The following is a 16,780-nucleotide window of genomic DNA, read 5'->3' on the forward strand; positions in this document are numbered from 1 at the left end:
ACGCGCGACGACCACTCTGCCCCCCTACCAGGTGGACACCACGCGCTCGGCTCTCCCCTCTTGACTCACCTGCCCGTAAGGAAGCATTTCATGGACTGGCGTAACCAGGCTGCTTGTCTCACCGTCGACCCCGAACTCTTCTTCCCGGTGGGCAACACCGGCCCGGCCATCGCCCAGATCGCCCGGGCCAAGGAGGTGTGCGCCCGCTGCGATGTGGTCGAGACCTGCCTCAAGTGGGCCCTGGAGAACGGCCAGGACGCCGGCGTCTGGGGCGGCATGAGCGAGGATGAGCGCCGCTCCCTCAAGCGCCGCGCCGCCCGCGCCCGCCGCTCCTCCTGACCGAGACCGGTCGAAAACAAGACCGAGACCGGTCGAAAACGGCAACGAGACCGGTTCACCGCGCGCTCCACGAGCATCGACCAAAACCTGAACGGCGGCCCCTGACCTCGGATGAGGCGGGGGCCGCCGTCTTACACCCACCGGGCGCGCTCGGGGCCGGGCCAGGCCGCGCGGCGCCCCAACTGCGCGGCGGCTCAGCCGAGCACGGGCTCGCCGCGGCTCGCCAGCTTGGCGATGATGGCGACGTCGGTCCCGCGGGGGCGCCCCTCCTCATCGACGACGGGCTCCCAGTCGATGCTGCCGCGCAGCTCGCCGCGGACGAGCGTTTGGACGATCCTCGTGCCCAGGCCGGTCATGACGGCTCCGGGCTCGATGCCCGCGCCGTCATCGATGACATGGACCTCGATCCGCTCGCCGTCCCGCAGCGCGCGCACGGTGACGGTGCCGTCCCGCTCCTCAAGCCCGTGCTCGACGGCGTTGGTCACCAGCTCGGCCAGCACCGTGGCCAGGGCCTGGGCGGAGTCGGCGTCCACGATGCCGAAGGACCCCTCCAGCACGGTCCTGACCTGCCCCGAGGGCGTGGCGACGACCGCGGCGGTGCGCAGGATAGACTCGAAGACCTCATCGAAGTCGACAGTCTCGTCGACATTGTGGCTCAGCGCCTCATGGACGGTGGCGATCGCGGCGACCCTCCGCTCCGCCTCGGCCAGCGCCTGGCGGGTCTCATCGTTGGTGGCGCGGCGGGCCTGCATCCGTAGCAGGGCGGAGACGGTCTGCAGGTTGTTCTTGACCCGATGGTGGATCTCCCGGATCGTGGCGTCCTTGTTCATGAGGACCTGCTCACGGCGCCGCAGCTCGGAGACGTCGCGGACCAGGAGGATCGCTCCGGCCCTCTCCCCGTGCACGATGAGGGGGATCGCCCGCAGGACGAGGAAGACGCCGGAGATCTCGATCTCCGTGATCCAGGCCTGCCTGCCCATGAGGACAACCGCCATGGTCTCGTCCACCGGCGTGCGCTCGGGGATGATGTCCGTGATCGCCGATGCCAGGTGCGCGCCGACGATCTCCCCGACGATGCCCAGGCGGTGCAGGCAGGAGCGGGAGTTGGGGCTGGCGTAGACGATGGCGCCCTCGGCGTCGAGCTGGACGACGCCGTCGGCCACTCGCGGGGTGCCGTGCCGCAGCGCGGTCACTCCGCCGAGGATCGGGAAGGCCCCCTCGGAGATCATCTGGCACAGGGAGTCGGCGAGGGCCTTGAGGGGCTGGTTGCCGAAGCGCTCCCCGCGCATGACCCCCACGCGCGTCTCCCGCGTGACGACGGCGACTGCCCGGCCCTCGTGGAGCACGGGCACGTACTCCTCGCGCACCGCGGTGGTCCCGGTCCACTGGGGGTCGGACATGACCAGGATGGTGCCGGTGGTGAGGGTCTCCAGGGCGGCGATCTCGCGTGAGGCGGGCATGCGGCGCCCCACCACCTCCTCCAAGTGGACCGTCTGCCCCGTGGAGGGGCGGCAGTGGGCGATCGCCACGAAGCGACCGCTCAGGCCGCGGACCCACAGGACCAGGTCGGACACGGACAGATCGGCGATGACCTGCCAGTCCGCGATGAGGTGTCGGATCCAGTCGAGGTCGCGCGGCGGCAGGTCGATGGAGGCGCGCGACTGGGGCGGGAGGATCGGCGTCACAGTGGAAGCCTAGTCGAGCCGACCGCCCGTGGCGCGCTGGCCCCCTCCATGGCAGGCTCTAGGGCATGAGGAAGACAGTGACCATCACCTACCCCGCCGATCCCGCCAGGGTCGCCACCATGCTGGCGGACCCGGAGTACCAGCGCGGAAGGGTCGCCCGGCTCGGCTCCGGGACCGTCACCAGCGAGGTGACGGCCCAGGGCGACGGCTTCTCCGCCACCGCCAGCGGCACCGTCCCCGCCGATTCCCTGCCCTCGGCCGCCCGCCGCCTGGTGCGCTCGGGCGTGTCCTTCACCGTCACCGAGGCCTGGGGCGGCCCCGCCGAGGATGGCTCGCGCACCGGCACGCTGAGCATCGACGCTGGCGGCGCGCCCGTGCGCTCCTCGGGCGCCCTGACCATGCGCCCCAGCGGTGGGCAGACCGTCGTCGAGGTGGACCTGGAGCTCAAGGTCACCGTGCCCCTGGTGGGCCGCGCCATCGAGGACAAGGCCATGTCGATGGCCGGGCGGGTCATCGCCGATGAGGAGTCCCGCGCCGCCACCTGGCTGGGCTCGCACTGACCGCCCGCCTCCCCGCTCCCGCTCCTCCCCGGAGTATTCCCACCGGCCCGCCGTGTCCGCCCTCCGCGCACGGCGGGCTCTTCGCGCGCGCCCCAGTGGTATCGGACCGACTGGGCGTGCCACGATCGGCCCATGAGCGATACCCCCTCCATCATCCCTACCGAGAAGAACTCCGTCTGGGCCGAGCGCACCGGCACGCGCCAGTACGTGGGCCGCAACCACTCCGGCGCCGAGGTGCGCATCGGCACTGGCCCCGGGGAGTTCTCCCCCGGGGAGCTGCTCAAGCTCGCCCTGGCCACCTGTAACTCCCTGTCCGCGGACCACCGCCTGACCAAAGCCCTCGGCGAGGACTTCGACGCCAACGTCGTGTGCGCGACCACCAAGAACGATGAAGACGAGCGCTACGACTCCTTCGAGGTTCAGCTCGTCGCCGATTACTCATCCTTGAGCGCGGAGCAGCTCGCCGTCCTGCGCCAGCGCGTCGACGGCGCGATCGACCGCTCCTGCACCGTGGGCCACACCCTGGAGAAGAGCCCCCAGGTCCGTCTGCTCATCGTCCAGGACCCCGACGCCGAGCCCGCGGCCTGACGCCGGCGCCCTCCCCCGCCCCGGGGCGCCGCCCGGTGCCCCGGGGCGCCCAGCCCCGCGCCATTCCCACCACCAACACCGTCCACGCACCAGGAGCATCCGTGAGCCGTTCCACCGCCATGATCGAGGCGGCCGTCGACAAGGCGATCGCGATCCCCGCCTCGCGCATCACCGAGCGCGTGGCCCGCATGCGCCGCGACCGCCCCGGCGCGGACACGGCCGAACTCGTCGCGCTCGCCGCGGACCGCTTCCGCAACGAGGCAGGCCTGTCCTCCGGCGCCGTCGGCGCCTCGGCGGCCCTTCCGGCGATCGGCACCGCCAGCGCGGCGGCCCTCACCGTGGGTCAGACGGCCGTCTTCATCGGCTCCGCCGTCACCTACGTGCTCACCGTCGCCGAACTCCAGGGGCTGCGGGTCGTCGAGCCGGAGAAGCGGCGAGCCCTCGTGCTCTCGGCACTCCTGGGCCGCGAGGGCTCCGAGGCGGTCCAGGGCCAACTCGGCCTGGCCAGCCTCTTCTGGGCGGCCCAGTCCCTGGCCCAGATGCCGATCCCCACCGCCAAGAGCATCAACGGCCAGCTCGCCAAGCGCCTGGCCAAGCGTGCCGCGGCCAAGGGCGGAGCCATCGCGCTGGGCCGGCTCCTGCCGCTGGGCATCGGCGCGGCCATCGGCTACTCGGGTGGGCGGGCCCTGGCCAACCAGGTCATCGAGGGCGCCCAGGCGGCGCTCGGCCCGGCATCCCCCTTCGCCCCCGCCCTGGAGGTCATCGAGGCATGAGCAGCACACCAGCACTGGAGTCCCTGGGCCTGAGGGCACCCGACGGCGTCAACGTCGCCTATGAGGAGCTCCTCGCGGACGTCCTCCTCAACGGCGCGCCCAAGGGCGACCGCACCGGCACGGGCACCCGTTCCCTGTTCGCCCGCCAGCTCCGCTACGACCTGGCTGCCGGATTCCCCCGCATCACCACGAAGTTCGTGGCGATGAAGGCAGTCAAGGGCGAACTGCTGTGGTTCCTCAAGGGCGCCACGAACATCGGCTGGCTCACGGAGCACGGCATCACCATCTGGGATGAGTGGGCCGACGCCGACGGCGAACTCGGCCCGGTCTACGGCGCCCAGTGGCGCTCCTGGCCCGCGCGCGACGGCGGGGCCATCGACCAGATCACCGCCCTCATCCACACGCTGCGTACCGACCCCGACTCCAGGCGCATGCTGGTGTCGGCCTGGAACGTCAGCGAACTGGACCGCATGGCCCTGGCCCCCTGCCACGCCTTCTTCCAGTGCTACGCGGCCGACGGCCGCCTGAGCCTGCAGATCTACCAGCGCAGCGCGGACATGTTCCTCGGTGTTCCCTTCAACATCGCCTCCTACGCCCTGCTCACCCACATGCTCGCCCAGCAGGCCGGGCTCGAGCCGGGCGAGCTCGTGTGGACCGGCGGGGACTGCCACATCTACTCCAACCATGTCGAGCAGGTGCGCGAGCAGTTGTCCCGCGTGCCGAGGGCCCACCCGTTCCCGACGCTGCGCCTGGAGAAGGCGGAGTCGATCGACGCCTACGCGATGGACGACATCGACGCCTCGCAGGGCTACCAGCACCACCCCTCGATCAAGGCGCCCGTCGCCGTCTGAGCGCGGTCTGGGAGCCCCGGGAGAACCATCCTCCCGGCCGGGCCCGTGATCGCCGGCCGATCGATCACCGGCGCCGCCAGGCGTCGATCCGCCAGGCGGCGTCCCCGGAGACGGGCCGCCATGCGCCCTCGGGGTCGGACAGCGCGGCATCGCGCGCCCAGGAATCCTCCGCGATTTGGGGCGCCCGCACGGCGCCGTCGGGGGCGTCGACGGCGAGGTCGAGAGTGGTCACGAGCAGCAGGCCCGCCACATCAGCCTCCATGGCCTGGGCATAGACGCTGCCGCCTCCGATGACCCATACGCGGGGCAGCGCCCCGGCCCTCGCGCGTTGGTCGGGGCCGAGCTCGGCGTCAAGGCCCCTTCCCGCCAGGTCGATGGCGGAGGCGAGGTCGGGGGCGCACAGGGCGCCCTCCGCGGACCAGCCGCGCTGGCGGGTGAGGACCACGTTGCGGCGCCTGGCCAGCGCCCCACCTAGGGAGTCCCAGGTGGCGCGGCCCATGACCAGGCCGCAGCCGAGGGTGGAGGCGCGGAAGTGCCTGAAGTCGTCGGGGACGCGCCACAGCATCCCCCCATCGGCGCCGATGACACCGGCTGCGTCCTGGGCCCAGATCATTCCCACATGCTTCGCGCTCACGGGAGCCATCCTGCCAGGTACCGGAGGTCGCTCGCGAGCCGCGGCCCGGCAGGCGCGGCTCACCGGGCGCCGCCGCCCCAGCCATGATCTAGAGTGCGCCTGTGCCCCTGCCCTCCCCCTCGATTCCCGCATCCCAGGTCACAGGCACGGCCCGCGCCACGCTGCGCGCGCTGCTCGCCATCGTCCTGTTCACCTACGTGGCGCAGAACATGCTCAACGCGTCGATCGCTCCCCTGGCCCGGGCGCTCGGCCTGCGCGAGTGGATCGTCGGCCTGGCCGTCTCCCTGGCCGCGCTCACGGTGGCCTCCCTCTCGCAGTTCTGGGGGCGCCGGTCGATCGCCTGGGGGCGCCGCCGCGTGCTGTTGAGCGCCCTCACCCTGGCCATGATCGCGGGCTGCCTCTTCGCCGCCGCGGTGGGGCTGCGCAGCGCCGGCCTGCTGGGGGCGGGCGCCGCCGCGGTGGCCGTGGTCACGGCCCGCGGCCCGTTCTTCGGCGGCGCGGTCGCGGCGATCCCGCCCACCGGCCAGGCGCTTATCGCCGAGATGACGCCGGATGAGCGCGCCCGGGTGAGGGGAATGTCCGCCTTCGCCGGCGCCGTGCAGATGTCGATCCTCATCGGCTCTGTGGTCTCCTCGGCGCTGGGGGCGTGGTCGATCCTGGCCCCGGTGTACGCCACGCCGGCCTTCGTGGCGATCGCCCTGCTCATCGGCCTGCTGTGGATCCCTCACGACGGCTCCCGTCCGCCCTCCGGGGGCCAGGCGCCGCCGTCCTCCCCCGCGGGAGCGGGCCCGACAGGAGCGCCGGCGACGCGCGCGGCCGCCCTCCCACCGCGCGTGTCCTGGAGGGATCCGCGCCTGCTGCCCTGGATCGGCTCGGGGCTGGGCATGTTCTTCAGCGCGGGGGTGGTCCAGATCATCGTCGGCTTCATCGTCCAGGACCGCCTCGGCCTGGCCCCGGAGCGCGCGGTGAGCCTGACGGCGCTCATGCTGCTGGCCAACGCGGCGGGGGCCATGCTCATGCAACTCGTCGCGGTGCCGCGCCTGGGATGGCCGCCCCGCAGGCTCATCCGCATCGGCCTGGCCATCGCCCTGGTCGCGCTGGTGGCGCTGGCACTGGCGCCCACCCTGCCCATCATGATCATCTCGACGCTCTTCCTGGGCGCCGCCATGGGACTGGTGGGGCCCGGTTTCACGGCGGGCGGCTCGCTCTCCGTCACCGCCGTCGAGCAGGGCGGGGTGGCGGGCATCCTCAACGCCACGGGCGCGGTGACATGGGTCTTCGCCCCCGTCACGGCGACGGCGCTCTACGGCTGGCGGCCCCTGGCTCCCTTCGGCCTCGCGCTGGCAGTGCTCACGGCGTCCTTCACCGTCGCGTGGACGCATCCGGGGCTGCGGGGACGATCACGGAGGGCGCCGGAGGCATGAGCCCCCTCGGGCGCCGCGCGGGGCCGGCGCCCCTGGGCGCTGGGACGGCGGCGGCGCCGTCGAGCCGCGTCACCAGCCCGACGGCGCCGCCGCCGCTTAGCGCCCGAACCGGTTAGGTTCAGGAGTACTTCTCCTCGAAGTGCCGCTCAAGGGACTCCAGGGAGCGGCCGAAGGTCTCAGGCAGGAACTTCGCGTAGAACACCAGCGTGCACGCGTTGATCACGGCGAAGACGAAGAACGTGTTGCCCTGCACCGCCGCGATGAGGTTCGGGAAGGCGAAGGCCACGATGACGTTGCCCATCCAGTTGCAGAACACCGCCACGCCGTTGGCCAGCCCCCGCACGCGCATGGGGAAGATCTCCGAGAGCATGAGCCAGAAGGTCGGGCCGATGAAGCACTGCATGGAGAACAGGAAGGTGAGCATGAACAGCAGCACCAGGTAGGAGCGCGCCGTCGACTCCGGCAGGAGGAACATCGAGCCCAGCAGGATCAGCGAGATGACCACGCCGGTCTGGCCGATGAGCATCATGCGCCGGCGGGGCATCCTCTTGAGGAAGCCGATGCCGATGGATACGGCCACCACCGAGACCACGCCGTTGGCGATCGTCGCGACAAGGGCCGCCTGGGTGCCCAGGCCGGTGGTCTGGAGGATCGTCGGGGCGTAGTACATGATGCCGTTGACGCCGGTGAGCTGCGACAGGGCCGCCAGACCGATGCCGATCGCGGTGATCTTCCCGATCCAAGGGGTCTTGAGGTCCGCCCAGGAGCCCTTGCCGAGCGCGGCCTCCTCCTCGACGCGGTGGATGATGTCGCGGCCCTCATCCTCGACGCCGTCGGCCATGCGGACCTCGTTGAGGACCCGCCACATGTCGGCCGCGCGCCCCTGGCTCGCGAGCCAGCGCGGGGACTCCGGCAGTAGGTGCATGCCGATCCACAGGCCGATGGCGGGAACCGAGGCGATGACGAGCATCCAGCGCCAGACGTGGGCCTGCGGCCACATGACGGCGATGAACGCGTTGAAGGAGTAGGCCAGCAGTTGACCGGTGACGATCATGAGCTCATTGCGCGCCACCATGGTGCCGCGGATCGTCACCGGCGCCATTTCGGAGAGGTAGACGGGCACGGTGGCGGAGGCGCCTCCCACGGCCAGGCCGAGGAAGAAGCGGAAAGCCACGAGGGCCGGGTAGTCCGGCGCCAAGGCGCAACCGAGCGCCCCGATGAGGAAGATGACGGCGACGGTGTAGATGTTCTTCTTGCGCCCGTAGCGGTCGGACAGCCGCCCGCCGACGATGGCCCCGATGGCCGCCCCCATCGTGAGCGAGGAGGTGACGATCGACTCCTGGAAGGCGGTCAGGCCCAGCCCGCCCTCCTCGGCGCCGCGCGCGAGGAAGGGCAGGGCGCCGGAGATGACGCCGGTGTCGTAGCCGAACAGGAGGCCGCCGAGTGTGGCGATCGTGCGGATGGTGAGCAGGCGCTTATCGACGCGGGCCTTCTCCGCGGGGGTCCCCGCGTCGGCGTGGCGCGCCTGGACGGCCGCGCTGGCGTTGTCGCTCATGCAGGGCCTCCTACGGTGAAGGTGGTGATGAACTGATCCAGGGCGGTGTTGGTGGCGGCGGTGGAGCCGGGCTCGTCCGCGTCGGTGGCGCCCCAGGCGAAGGCCTCCATGCCGATGTTGCCGCGGTAGCCCATGTCGGCCAGGGCGGTGGCGATGGCGCGGTAGTTGATCTCCCCGGTGCCGGGCTGGGCCCGGCCGGGGACGTCGGCGACCTGGAGCTCCCCGATCCAGGGCAGGGCCTGGCGGCACAACTCGATGAGGTTCCCCTCCCCGATCTGGGCGTGGTACAGGTCGAGGTTGATCCTCAGGTGCGGCGAGTCGACGGCGCGCACGAGGGCCAGCGCGTCGGCCGCCGAGGCGAAAGGGCAGCCGGGGTGGTCGAGCGCGGTGTTGAGGTTCTCCAGGGTGAACACGCGCCCCTCCCTGGCCCCGAGCTCGGCCAGGCGGGCGCAGGTATCGGCGGCGCGCAGCCAGTCGCCCGGGGTGGGGTGGGCGTTGGCGACGACGGGGATACCGCCCTCGCCCAGGCCGGTGCCGTGGAAGTTAAGCACCGGGCACTCCAGAGCCTCGGCCGCGCGCAGTGACTGCTCGGCCGTCTCAAGCAGGCGGGTGACACCGGCGTCGGTGGTCAGGTCGCCCTCGACGTATCCGGTCATGGACACCACGCGCGCCCCGTCGGCGCGGCGGGCAGCCAGCGCCCGGAGGTCCTTGGCGGTCCAGTCCCAGATCTCCACGCCCAAGCCGCGCGCGGCGATGGCCTCGACGCGCTCCATGAACGGCTTGTCGAGGTAGATCATCTCCGCGCAAGCCGCCAACGAGAAGGCATTGCCCGCGGGCACGGTCACCGGGCTCATCGGGCCACCTCCCCCAAGGACACGGTGCGGGACTGCTGGACCGAGAGGATGGCCGCCCGGGCGATCTCCAGGGCCTTGACGCCGTCCTCGCCCGTGGGGATGGCGGGGGCTTCGCCGCGCACGGCCCCGACGAAGGCGGCGAACTCGGCCACATAGGCGCTGTGGAGGAGATCGGTGTCCGCCCGGGAGGTTCCGTAGGCGACGCCGTCCGGGCCGTAGTACTCCATGTCGCTGGTGCGGCCGGATCCGGCGACGGCCATGCCGCCGTCGCCGAAGACTTCGCCGCGCACGTCGTAGCCGTAGGTGGCGCTGAAGGAGGCTTCGGCGGTGGCGAAGGCGCCGTTGTCGAAGCGCAGGTGGACGATCGAGGTGTCGAGGAAGCCGGCCTGCCGGGCGTCCGGCCGGATGAGGGCGTCGGCGTGGGCGGTGACCTCGGTGACCTCGGATCCGGGGTTGAGGAAGCGCAGCGTGTCGAAGTCGTGGATGAGGGTCTCCAGGAAGATCGTCCACAGCGGGGTGCGCTCGGGGTCTCCGTCGTAGGGGCCGGGGTCGCGGGTGAGCGAGCGCAGCAGTTGCGGGGTGCCGACGCGGCCATCGTCCACCGCCCTCCTCGCAGCGGCGAACCCGGGGGCGAAGCGGCGGTTGAAGCCGACCTGCAGGACCACGCCCGCCTGGGCCGCGGCGGCCACGCACTCGTCGGCCTCGGCCAACTCCGTGGTCAGAGGCTTCTCGGTGAAGACGTGCTTGCCGGCCTTGGCCGCCTCGACGATGAGGTCGCGGTGGAGTGCGGCCGGGGTCGTGACGACGATGGCATTGACGCCGGGGTCGGCGAGGACGGCCCGGGCATCGGCCTCGGGGCGGGCGCCGAGATCGGTGGCCAGGGCGGTCGCGGCGTCGACGCGGGGGTCGACGACGGCGACGAGCTCCGCGGTGTGGAGCTCGTGAGCGATCGCGGTGGCGTGGTGAGAGCCGATTCTGCCGGCACCGACCAACGCGATCCTGACGGGTTCGCGAGATGTCATGCTTCCTGACTCCTTCGTCGTGTCTGGGTGCTCAGGCCGGGAGCCCACAGCATCATCACTGTGATCCTGGCGACGCCGTAGACCGTAATACGTTCCAATTCCCCTGGACCGTGAGCGCACGAACTCTGCGCCCTCATCCACCTCTTTTCGCTGCTGGCAGGCGGTTCATCCGACCACTGCTCTCGACAGAACGTTCTAAAATTATTACTTTCCAGTCTCAGGCGACCGCCGCTGGGCGGGCGCCCCGGTCAGGCGCCGCGTGAGCGGCGCGGGACTAAGGGAGGATGGCGCTATGCCCCGTGGCAGGAGCAGGAGGGTGACACTTGTCGATGTCGCCCGGGAGGCCAGTTGCTCCGTGTCGATGGCCTCGATCGTCATGCGGGACGCCGCGGGGGCCTCCGAGGAGACCCGTCGTCGCGTCAAAGCCGTCGCCAAGCGGCTCGGTTATCGGGCGGATCAGCAGGCGCGGGCCCTGCGGTCGGCGCGCTCAAGCCTGATCGGGGTGACCTTCGCCGTTCACCAGCCCTTCCACGCCGGGCTCATCGAAAGCCTCTACCACGCCGCGGAGAGCGCCACGACGCACCGGCTCGTCCTCTCGGCCGTCATCGACACGATCGATGACCGCCGTGCCGCAGACACGCTGCTGCGCGACCGCGTTGACGCGCTCATCATGGTGGCTCCCTCCATCGGCGCGGCGCGGCTGAGGAGCCTGGCCGATGAGGTGCCGGTGGTGACGATCGCCCGGCCGGTCGCCAGCCCCGCGGTGGACGTGATCCGCATTGATGACCGGGGCGGGCTCGCGCTCGCCGTCGAGCACCTCGTCTCCCTGGGGCACCGGCGGATCGCGCATGTCGACGGCGGCACGGCGCCATCCTCGGCCGAGCGCGCCGCCGGGTACCTGGAGGCGATGGGCTCGCACGGCCTGGGGGATCAGGTCATGGTCCTGCCAGGGGGCATCGAGCAGGAGCACGGGCTCGCCGCCGCAGCCGCGATGGTGGACAAGGCCCTGGCGGCCGGCGGGCTGGAGCGCCTGCCGACCGGCGTCGTCGCCTTCAACGACCGGGTGGCCGGCGGCATCGTCCTGGGCCTGAGGGCGGCCGGGGCGGCGGTGCCGGAGCGGGTGAGCATCGTCGGCTTCGACAACGCCCGGCGGGCGCAGGCCGGGCCGGTGACCCTGACGACGATCGACCAGAACACGGATCTCATGGCGCGCCTGGCGCTGGAGCGTGCGATCGGCCGCGCGGCGAACAACTACCTGCCCACCGAGCAGGTGATCGTGCCCCGGCTCGTGGTCAGGGCCTCCACCGCAGCGGCTCCGGGGCTGGGCTGACGGGCCCTCCTCAGGCCTGCTGGGCGGGCGTCGGCACCGCGGGGCCGGGCACCGCTCAGCCCGCGAGGCCCTGGGCGGCCAGCCAGTCGGCGGCGATGACCTCGGCGGCGAGCTGCTCGCCGGTGGAGCGGGCATTGAGGGCTCGCAGCTGGCCCGGTCCCAGGCGCGCACAGACCGCGTCGATGGCCTCCACGGCCGTGGGCGCCAGGGCCTCGGCGACCAGCGGCGTGACGCGCTGAGGGGCGATGAGCCCGGCGGGGTCCTCCAGGATCACCAGGCCATTGGCCTCGATGACGGGATCGGAGGAGTAGATGTCGGCGACATCGACGCTCCCGTCGGTCAGGGCCTTGACGGTGAGCGGCCCGCCGGAGTCCTCCACGGGGGTGACCTCGATATCGACCCCGTAGACGGATTTGACGCCCGCTGGCCCGTAGGGGCGAGCCATGAACTCGCTGTTGGCGGCCATGCGCACCGCGCGGCCGAGGCCCGCGAGGTCGCCGATGGAGGTCAGGCCGTGCTCCTCGGCGCTCGCGCGGGTGACGGCGAAGGAGTCCTGGTCGGTCGCCTCCGCGGGCGCCAGGACCCGCAATCCGCCGGGCAGGATCCGGGTGAGCTCCTCCTGGACGGCCTCGGCGGTGGTGGGGCCGGCGGCAGGGGATGCGGCCCCAGCGGCGGGACCGGTGCCCGCCGTCGCCGAGACGCGCTGGTAGTGCTGCAGGAGGTTGCCGCCGTATTCGGGGATGACGTCGATCGAGCCGCTGGCGATCTCGGGCAGGTAGGCCTCGCGCTGGCCGATGCGGAACTCCCGCTGGACGGTGAGCCCCTTGGCCTCGATGGCCTGGGCGAAGAGCTCGGCGATGATCTCGTTGGAGTAGTACTGCTGGCTGCCGACGACGATGCTGCCCTTGCGGCGGTGGACGGCGAAGGGGTTCGCATCGGAGCAGCCGGCCAGGAGGGCCGCGGCCCCGGCGCCTAGGCCCGCGAGCATGGCGCGCCGGGTGGGCCGCGTGACGGGGTGGTTCTGGCGGTTCATGAGGCCTCCTTGCGCCGGTGGCGCGATCCCGCGGGCGCGCTGGCCCGCTGGAGGAGCGCGAAGAGCCCCTCGGAGAAGAGGGCCAGGGCGATCACCAGGAGCGCCGCGGCGAGCATGATCGGGTAGTCCTGGGTCTTGAGCCCGAGGAACATCAGGCGGCCCAAGCCCCCCGCGCCGGTGTAGGCGGCCAGGGCGCCCGTGGCGATGACCTGCAGGGAGGCGGCGCGCAGGCCGCCGAGCATGATCGGGGCGCCCAGCGGGATCTCGACCCTCGTGAGGATCTGCAGCGGGCTCATGCCCGCCCCTCGCGCGCCGTCGACGGCGGTGGGGTCCACGGATTCCACGCCCGAGTAGGCCCCGGCGAGGGCGGAGGGGAGCGCGAGGATGACCAGGGCGATCATGGGCGCCCTCAGCCCGATGCCCAGGGCCAGGCCGAACATGGTGATGAGCCCCAGGGTAGGCAGGGCGCGCACGGCGCCGGTCAGGGCGATGACGAGGGCCCGACCGTGGCCGGTGTGCCCGATCCACCACCCGATGGGCATTCCGATGAGGGCGGCGATCGCCACGGCTGCGAGGGAGTAGGCGGCGTGCTGCGCCAGGAGCCGGGCGATGCCCATGGAGCCGGACCAGTGGGCGCCGTCGGCGATGTAGGCGAGGGCGTCGAGGAGGAGCCTCATGCGGCGGCCCTCCCCGCCCGGGCTCCCCCGCCACGGGACCAGGGCATGAGCAGGCGCCCGCCGGCGACGATGAGCAGGTCCACCACGAGGGCGGTCAGGGCGGTCAGCAGCACGCCGGTGATGATCTCGGGCCAGATGCCCCGTTCGAAGCCGTCGGTGAAGAGCCAGCCGAGGCTGCGCACGCCCAGCACCGCGCCCACCGTCGTCAGCGAGATCGTGGAGACGGTGGTCACCCGCAGGGCGGCGAGGATGGCCGGGCCCGCCAGCGGCAACTCGACGGTGACGAATCGGCGCAGCCGCCCCATGCCCATGGCGGTGGCGGCGTCGAGGGCGCGGTGGTCGACGGCGTCGAGGGCCTCAACGGTGGCGGGGACGAGGAGGGCCAGGGCGTAGAGGGCCAGGGCGACGACGACGTTGAGCGTGGATCGGATGCCGGTGGCCAGGAGGATCGGCAGGATGACGAACAGCGCGAGGGAGGGGATCGCGTACAGGAGCGAGGCCGCGGTGGTGATGAGGCCGCGCAGGGGGCGGACCCTCTGGGCCAGGCGCGCCAGGGGGATGGTGATGAGCAGGGCGGCGACGATCGCGGGCAGCGCCTGGGCGAGGTGGGACTCCAGGCAACTGAGGATGAGGGCGCGGCTGGCCAAGATCCAGGTCATGGGCGCGGCACCTCGGCGGCCTCGGGCACGGGGGACGGTGGGGACGGCGAGCCGGCGCCGGAGTCACGCACGGCCGTCTCGCGCAGGCGGGAGGCCCGGATGTCGTCGTCGAGACCGAGGAAGCGCTCGACGAAGGCGTCGGCCGGGTGATGGAGGATCTGGGGGCCGGTGCCGCGCTGGGCGATCCGGGCGCCCTCGCGCAGGACGATGATCTCGTCACCCAGGGCCAGGGCCTCATCGACGTCGTGGGTGACGAACAGGATCGTCTTGCCCAGCTCGCGCTGGAGGCGGGCGGTCTCGGCCTGCAGCTCGCGACGCACGAGGGGGTCGACGGCGCCGAAGGGCTCGTCCATGAGGAGGATCGCGGGGTCGGCCGCGAGGGCCCGGGCGACGCCGACCCTCTGGGCCTGCCCGCCGGAGAGCTCATGGGGGTAGCGCTCGGCCAGAGCGGGGTCGAGGCCGAGGATGTCCATGAGCTCGTGGGCGCGGTGGGTGGCCTCCGCCCGGCTCGTGCCATTGAGCCGGGGCACGAGGGTGATGTTGTCGATGACGCGGCGGTGCGGCAGGAGACCGCCGTTCTGCATGACGTAGCCGATGGAGCGGCGCAGGGCGACGGGATCCCGACCGGCGACGTCCTCTCCGTCGATGAGGACACGCCCGCTGGTGGGCTCGACCATCCGGTTGACCATACGCATGAGCGTGGTCTTGCCCGAGCCCGATGAGCCGAGCAGGACGGTGGTGGTCCCCTGGGCGATGGTGGCGCTGAAGGAGTTGACGGCGGGGCCCGCCGAGGCGTCCGCCCCCTGGCGCCTGGCGCGCCGGGGTACGGGATAGTGCTTGGTGACGGAGTCGAACTCGATCTCACCACTCATCGACGTGCTCTCCTCGTGGTGTGGGGCCTGGGCTGCCACTCGTTCAGTCCGGCGCCTGGCGACGCGCGGCGGGTGATGCCGCATGACCCAACACCCAATCTTCTCATCTCATTCCCCGCTGCTGGGAACCACCGTCACGACTCCATAAAGTTCCCTCATAAACCGAGACCGGTCGAAAATAGGAGCGAGACCGGTCGAAAACAGCGACGAGACCGGTCCGCGGCCCGCAGGCCGGCGCTGGGTGGTTGGTCAGGGGGCGGCTGGCCACCGCCGGATGGCTGGCCACGCGCGCGACTGGCGGACGGCCGAGACGATCCCGCCGGCGGCGCATCCGATGAGGGTCGTGGCCACGACGACGGCGCCCTCCCTCCGGGATAGGAGGGCGGGCGCCGTCGTCGGCATCACCGGGATGGCCTGTTGAGCCGGCCCACCTGGCCACTGGCCAGCGGTTCTCAGCGGGCGCGTCTCACTCGGCAGCGCTGGGGTGCGTCATATCCATGGGCACCACCCAGGCGTCGAACTCCTCCTCCGTGACGAAGCCGAGCTCGAGGGCGGACTCGCGCAGCGACAGGCCCTTGTGGTGCGCGTTCTTGGCAATCTTGGAGGCCTTGTCGTAGCCGATGTGGCGGTTGAGGGCCGTGACCTGCATGAGGTTCGTGGCGAGGTTCGCCTCGATCTTGGGCAGGTTGGGCTCGATGCCGTAGGCGCAGTTGGTGTCGAAGGAGACGCAGGCGTCGCCGAGCAGGCGGATGGACTCCAGGACGTTCCAGGCCATGACGGGCTTGAAGACATTGAGCTGGAAATTGCCCTGGGATCCAGCGAAGCCGACGGCGGCGTCGTTGCCGAAGACCTGCGCGGCCACCATGGTCATGGCCTCGCACTGGGTGGGGTTGACCTTGCCGGGCATGATCGAACTCCCGGGCTCGTTCTCGGGGATGAGCAGCTCACCGATGCCGTTGCGCGGGCCGGAGGCGTACCAGCGCACGTCGTTGGCGATCTTCATGAGCGCATCGGCGAGCACGCGCAGCGCCCCGGAGACCAGGACGAGGGCGTCGTGCGCGCCCAGAGCCGCGAAGAGGTTGTCGGCCTGGGTGAACTCGATGCCGGTCTCCTCGCTGATCTTCGCGGCGCAGAGCTTGCCGAAGTCGGGGTGGGCGTTGAGGCCGGTGCCGACGGCGGTGCCGCCGATGGCGAGCTCGCGGGCGCGCGAGTCGGCGTAACGGACGCCGTCGAGCGCGAAGTCGATCTGGGCGACCCACCCGGAGATGACCTGGCCCAGGGTGATGGGGGTGGCGTCCTGGAGGTGGGTGCGGCCCACCATGACGACGTCCTTGTACTCCTCGGACTTCTTGGCCAGGGTGTCGCGCAGCTGCGCGACGCGCGGGTACATGGCCGCCAACTCGCTGACCACGGCGATGTGCATGGCCGTGGGGAAGGTGTCGTTGGAGGACTGGCCGCGGTTGACATGGTCGTTGGGGTGAACGGGGGTCTTGGAGCCCCTCTGCCCGCCGGCCAACTCGATGGCGCGGTTGGAGATAACCTCGTTGGAGTTCATGTTGGACTGGGTGCCCGAGCCGGTCTGGAAGACGACGAGCGGGAAGTGATCATCGAACTTTCCGGCGATGACCTCATCCCCGGCGGCGGCGATGAGGTCGGCGATGTCCTGGGGGAGCTCGCCGAGCTCGGCATTGGCCAGGGCGGCGGACTTCTTGAGCACGCCGAGGGCGCGGACCATGGGCCGACCCCACACGAAGGTGTTGCGGCCGATGTCGAAGTTGTGCAGGGAGCGCTCGGTCTGGGCGCCCCAGTAGCGGTCGGAGGCGACCTCGATGGTCCCCATGGAGTCGGACTCTGTGCGCGTCGTCGCGCCGGGCTTCTCGGTTGTCATGGTGCCAAGGCTAGCGAAAAGCGGGCCCACGCACCC

Annotated in this window: 17 protein-coding genes; 7 read left to right on the plus strand and 10 right to left on the minus strand. The window is 71.7% G+C overall.

All coding sequences use genetic code 11. The features are described from left to right. Positions 1-90: 90 nt before the first annotated feature. The gene (locus GVV76_RS08190; RefSeq protein ID WP_159524324.1) at positions 91-339 is read left to right on the plus strand and encodes a WhiB family transcriptional regulator; all 249 of its coding nucleotides are present in this window, start codon (positions 91-93) and stop codon (positions 337-339) included. A gap of 194 nt (positions 340-533) precedes the next feature. Here the strand turns inward: GVV76_RS08190 and GVV76_RS08195 are convergent, their stop codons facing one another. Further along, complete coding sequence (locus GVV76_RS08195) at positions 534-2,024, minus strand: sensor histidine kinase (RefSeq protein WP_159626307.1); 1,491 nt, start codon at positions 2,022-2,024, stop codon at positions 534-536. Positions 2,025-2,089: 65 nt separating this feature from the next. Here GVV76_RS08195 and GVV76_RS08200 point away from each other — a divergent pair, with 65 nt between their 5' ends. From GVV76_RS08200 to GVV76_RS08215, 4 genes are all read left to right on the plus strand, one after another. Then, positions 2,090-2,584 (plus strand): DUF2505 domain-containing protein, encoded by a 495-nt coding sequence (locus GVV76_RS08200; RefSeq protein ID WP_159626309.1) that lies wholly within the window; start codon positions 2,090-2,092, stop codon positions 2,582-2,584. A 132-nt stretch (positions 2,585-2,716) separates the two neighbouring features. Next, complete coding sequence (locus tag GVV76_RS08205; protein WP_159524321.1) at positions 2,717-3,172, plus strand: OsmC family protein; 456 nt, start codon at positions 2,717-2,719, stop codon at positions 3,170-3,172. A 119-nt stretch (positions 3,173-3,291) separates the two neighbouring features. Then, positions 3,292-3,945 (plus strand): hypothetical protein, encoded by a 654-nt coding sequence (locus GVV76_RS08210; protein ID WP_159524334.1) that lies wholly within the window; start codon positions 3,292-3,294, stop codon positions 3,943-3,945. Further along, entirely contained in the window at positions 3,942-4,796 is an 855-nt protein-coding gene (locus GVV76_RS08215; protein WP_159626311.1) for a thymidylate synthase, read from the plus strand. Before GVV76_RS08210 ends, GVV76_RS08215 begins: the two co-directional genes overlap by 4 nt. Positions 4,797-4,860: 64 nt before the next feature. On the opposite strand, the gene GVV76_RS08220 is transcribed toward GVV76_RS08215, so the two are convergent. Continuing rightward, positions 4,861-5,439, minus strand: coding sequence for a dihydrofolate reductase (locus GVV76_RS08220; RefSeq protein WP_442858368.1), 579 nt, complete (start codon positions 5,437-5,439; stop codon positions 4,861-4,863). A 113-nt stretch (positions 5,440-5,552) separates the two neighbouring features. On the opposite strand from GVV76_RS08220, the gene GVV76_RS08225 reads away from it, so the two are divergent. Then, a complete protein-coding gene (locus GVV76_RS08225; protein ID WP_442858370.1) occupies positions 5,553-6,854 on the plus strand; it encodes an MFS transporter in 1,302 nt (433 codons plus the stop codon). Between the two features lie 118 nt (positions 6,855-6,972). On the opposite strand, the gene GVV76_RS08230 is transcribed toward GVV76_RS08225, so the two are convergent. The 3 genes from GVV76_RS08230 to GVV76_RS08240 are packed head-to-tail and all read right to left on the minus strand — an operon-like array spanning position 6,973 to position 10,285. Beyond that, positions 6,973-8,409 (minus strand): sugar porter family MFS transporter, encoded by a 1,437-nt coding sequence (locus tag GVV76_RS08230; protein WP_159524318.1) that lies wholly within the window; start codon positions 8,407-8,409, stop codon positions 6,973-6,975. After that, positions 8,406-9,263 carry a TIM barrel protein gene (locus GVV76_RS10620; RefSeq protein ID WP_159626315.1) on the minus strand — a complete coding sequence of 286 codons (858 nt, stop codon included), beginning with the start codon at positions 9,261-9,263 and terminating at the stop codon, positions 8,406-8,408. Before GVV76_RS10620 ends, GVV76_RS08230 begins: the two co-directional genes overlap by 4 nt. Further along, a complete protein-coding gene (locus tag GVV76_RS08240) occupies positions 9,260-10,285 on the minus strand; it encodes a Gfo/Idh/MocA family oxidoreductase (protein WP_159626317.1) in 1,026 nt (341 codons plus the stop codon). The genes GVV76_RS10620 and GVV76_RS08240 overlap by 4 nt, the downstream gene beginning before the upstream one ends. 316 nt (positions 10,286-10,601) lie before the next feature. Here GVV76_RS08240 and GVV76_RS08245 point away from each other — a divergent pair, with 316 nt between their 5' ends. Then, positions 10,602-11,615 carry a LacI family DNA-binding transcriptional regulator gene (locus tag GVV76_RS08245; RefSeq protein ID WP_159626319.1) on the plus strand — a complete coding sequence of 338 codons (1,014 nt, stop codon included), beginning with the start codon at positions 10,602-10,604 and terminating at the stop codon, positions 11,613-11,615. A gap of 55 nt (positions 11,616-11,670) precedes the next feature. On the opposite strand, the gene GVV76_RS08250 is transcribed toward GVV76_RS08245, so the two are convergent. The 5 genes from GVV76_RS08250 to fumC all read right to left on the minus strand — a co-directional run bounded on the left by GVV76_RS08250 (position 11,671) and on the right by fumC (position 16,744). Then, positions 11,671-12,648, minus strand: a complete 978-nt coding sequence (locus GVV76_RS08250; RefSeq protein ID WP_159524315.1) for an ABC transporter substrate-binding protein — start codon at positions 12,646-12,648, stop codon at positions 11,671-11,673. Continuing rightward, positions 12,645-13,325 carry an ABC transporter permease gene (locus GVV76_RS08255; protein ID WP_159626321.1) on the minus strand — a complete coding sequence of 227 codons (681 nt, stop codon included), beginning with the start codon at positions 13,323-13,325 and terminating at the stop codon, positions 12,645-12,647. The genes GVV76_RS08250 and GVV76_RS08255 overlap by 4 nt, the downstream gene beginning before the upstream one ends. Further along, positions 13,322-13,984: an ABC transporter permease gene (locus GVV76_RS08260; RefSeq protein WP_159524313.1), complete on the minus strand. Its 663-nt coding sequence runs from the start codon at positions 13,982-13,984 to the stop codon at positions 13,322-13,324. Before GVV76_RS08260 ends, GVV76_RS08255 begins: the two co-directional genes overlap by 4 nt. Then, a complete protein-coding gene (locus tag GVV76_RS08265; protein WP_159626323.1) occupies positions 13,981-14,856 on the minus strand; it encodes an ABC transporter ATP-binding protein in 876 nt (291 codons plus the stop codon). Before GVV76_RS08265 ends, GVV76_RS08260 begins: the two co-directional genes overlap by 4 nt. Before the next feature lie 466 nt (positions 14,857-15,322). Beyond that, entirely contained in the window at positions 15,323-16,744 is a 1,422-nt protein-coding gene (fumC, locus tag GVV76_RS08270) for a class II fumarate hydratase (RefSeq protein WP_159626325.1), read from the minus strand. Positions 16,745-16,780 lie beyond the last annotated feature (36 nt).

This window comes from Actinomyces sp. zg296 (assembly GCF_009829695.1).
GTDB lineage: Bacteria > Actinomycetota > Actinomycetes > Actinomycetales > Actinomycetaceae > Actinomyces > Actinomyces marmotae.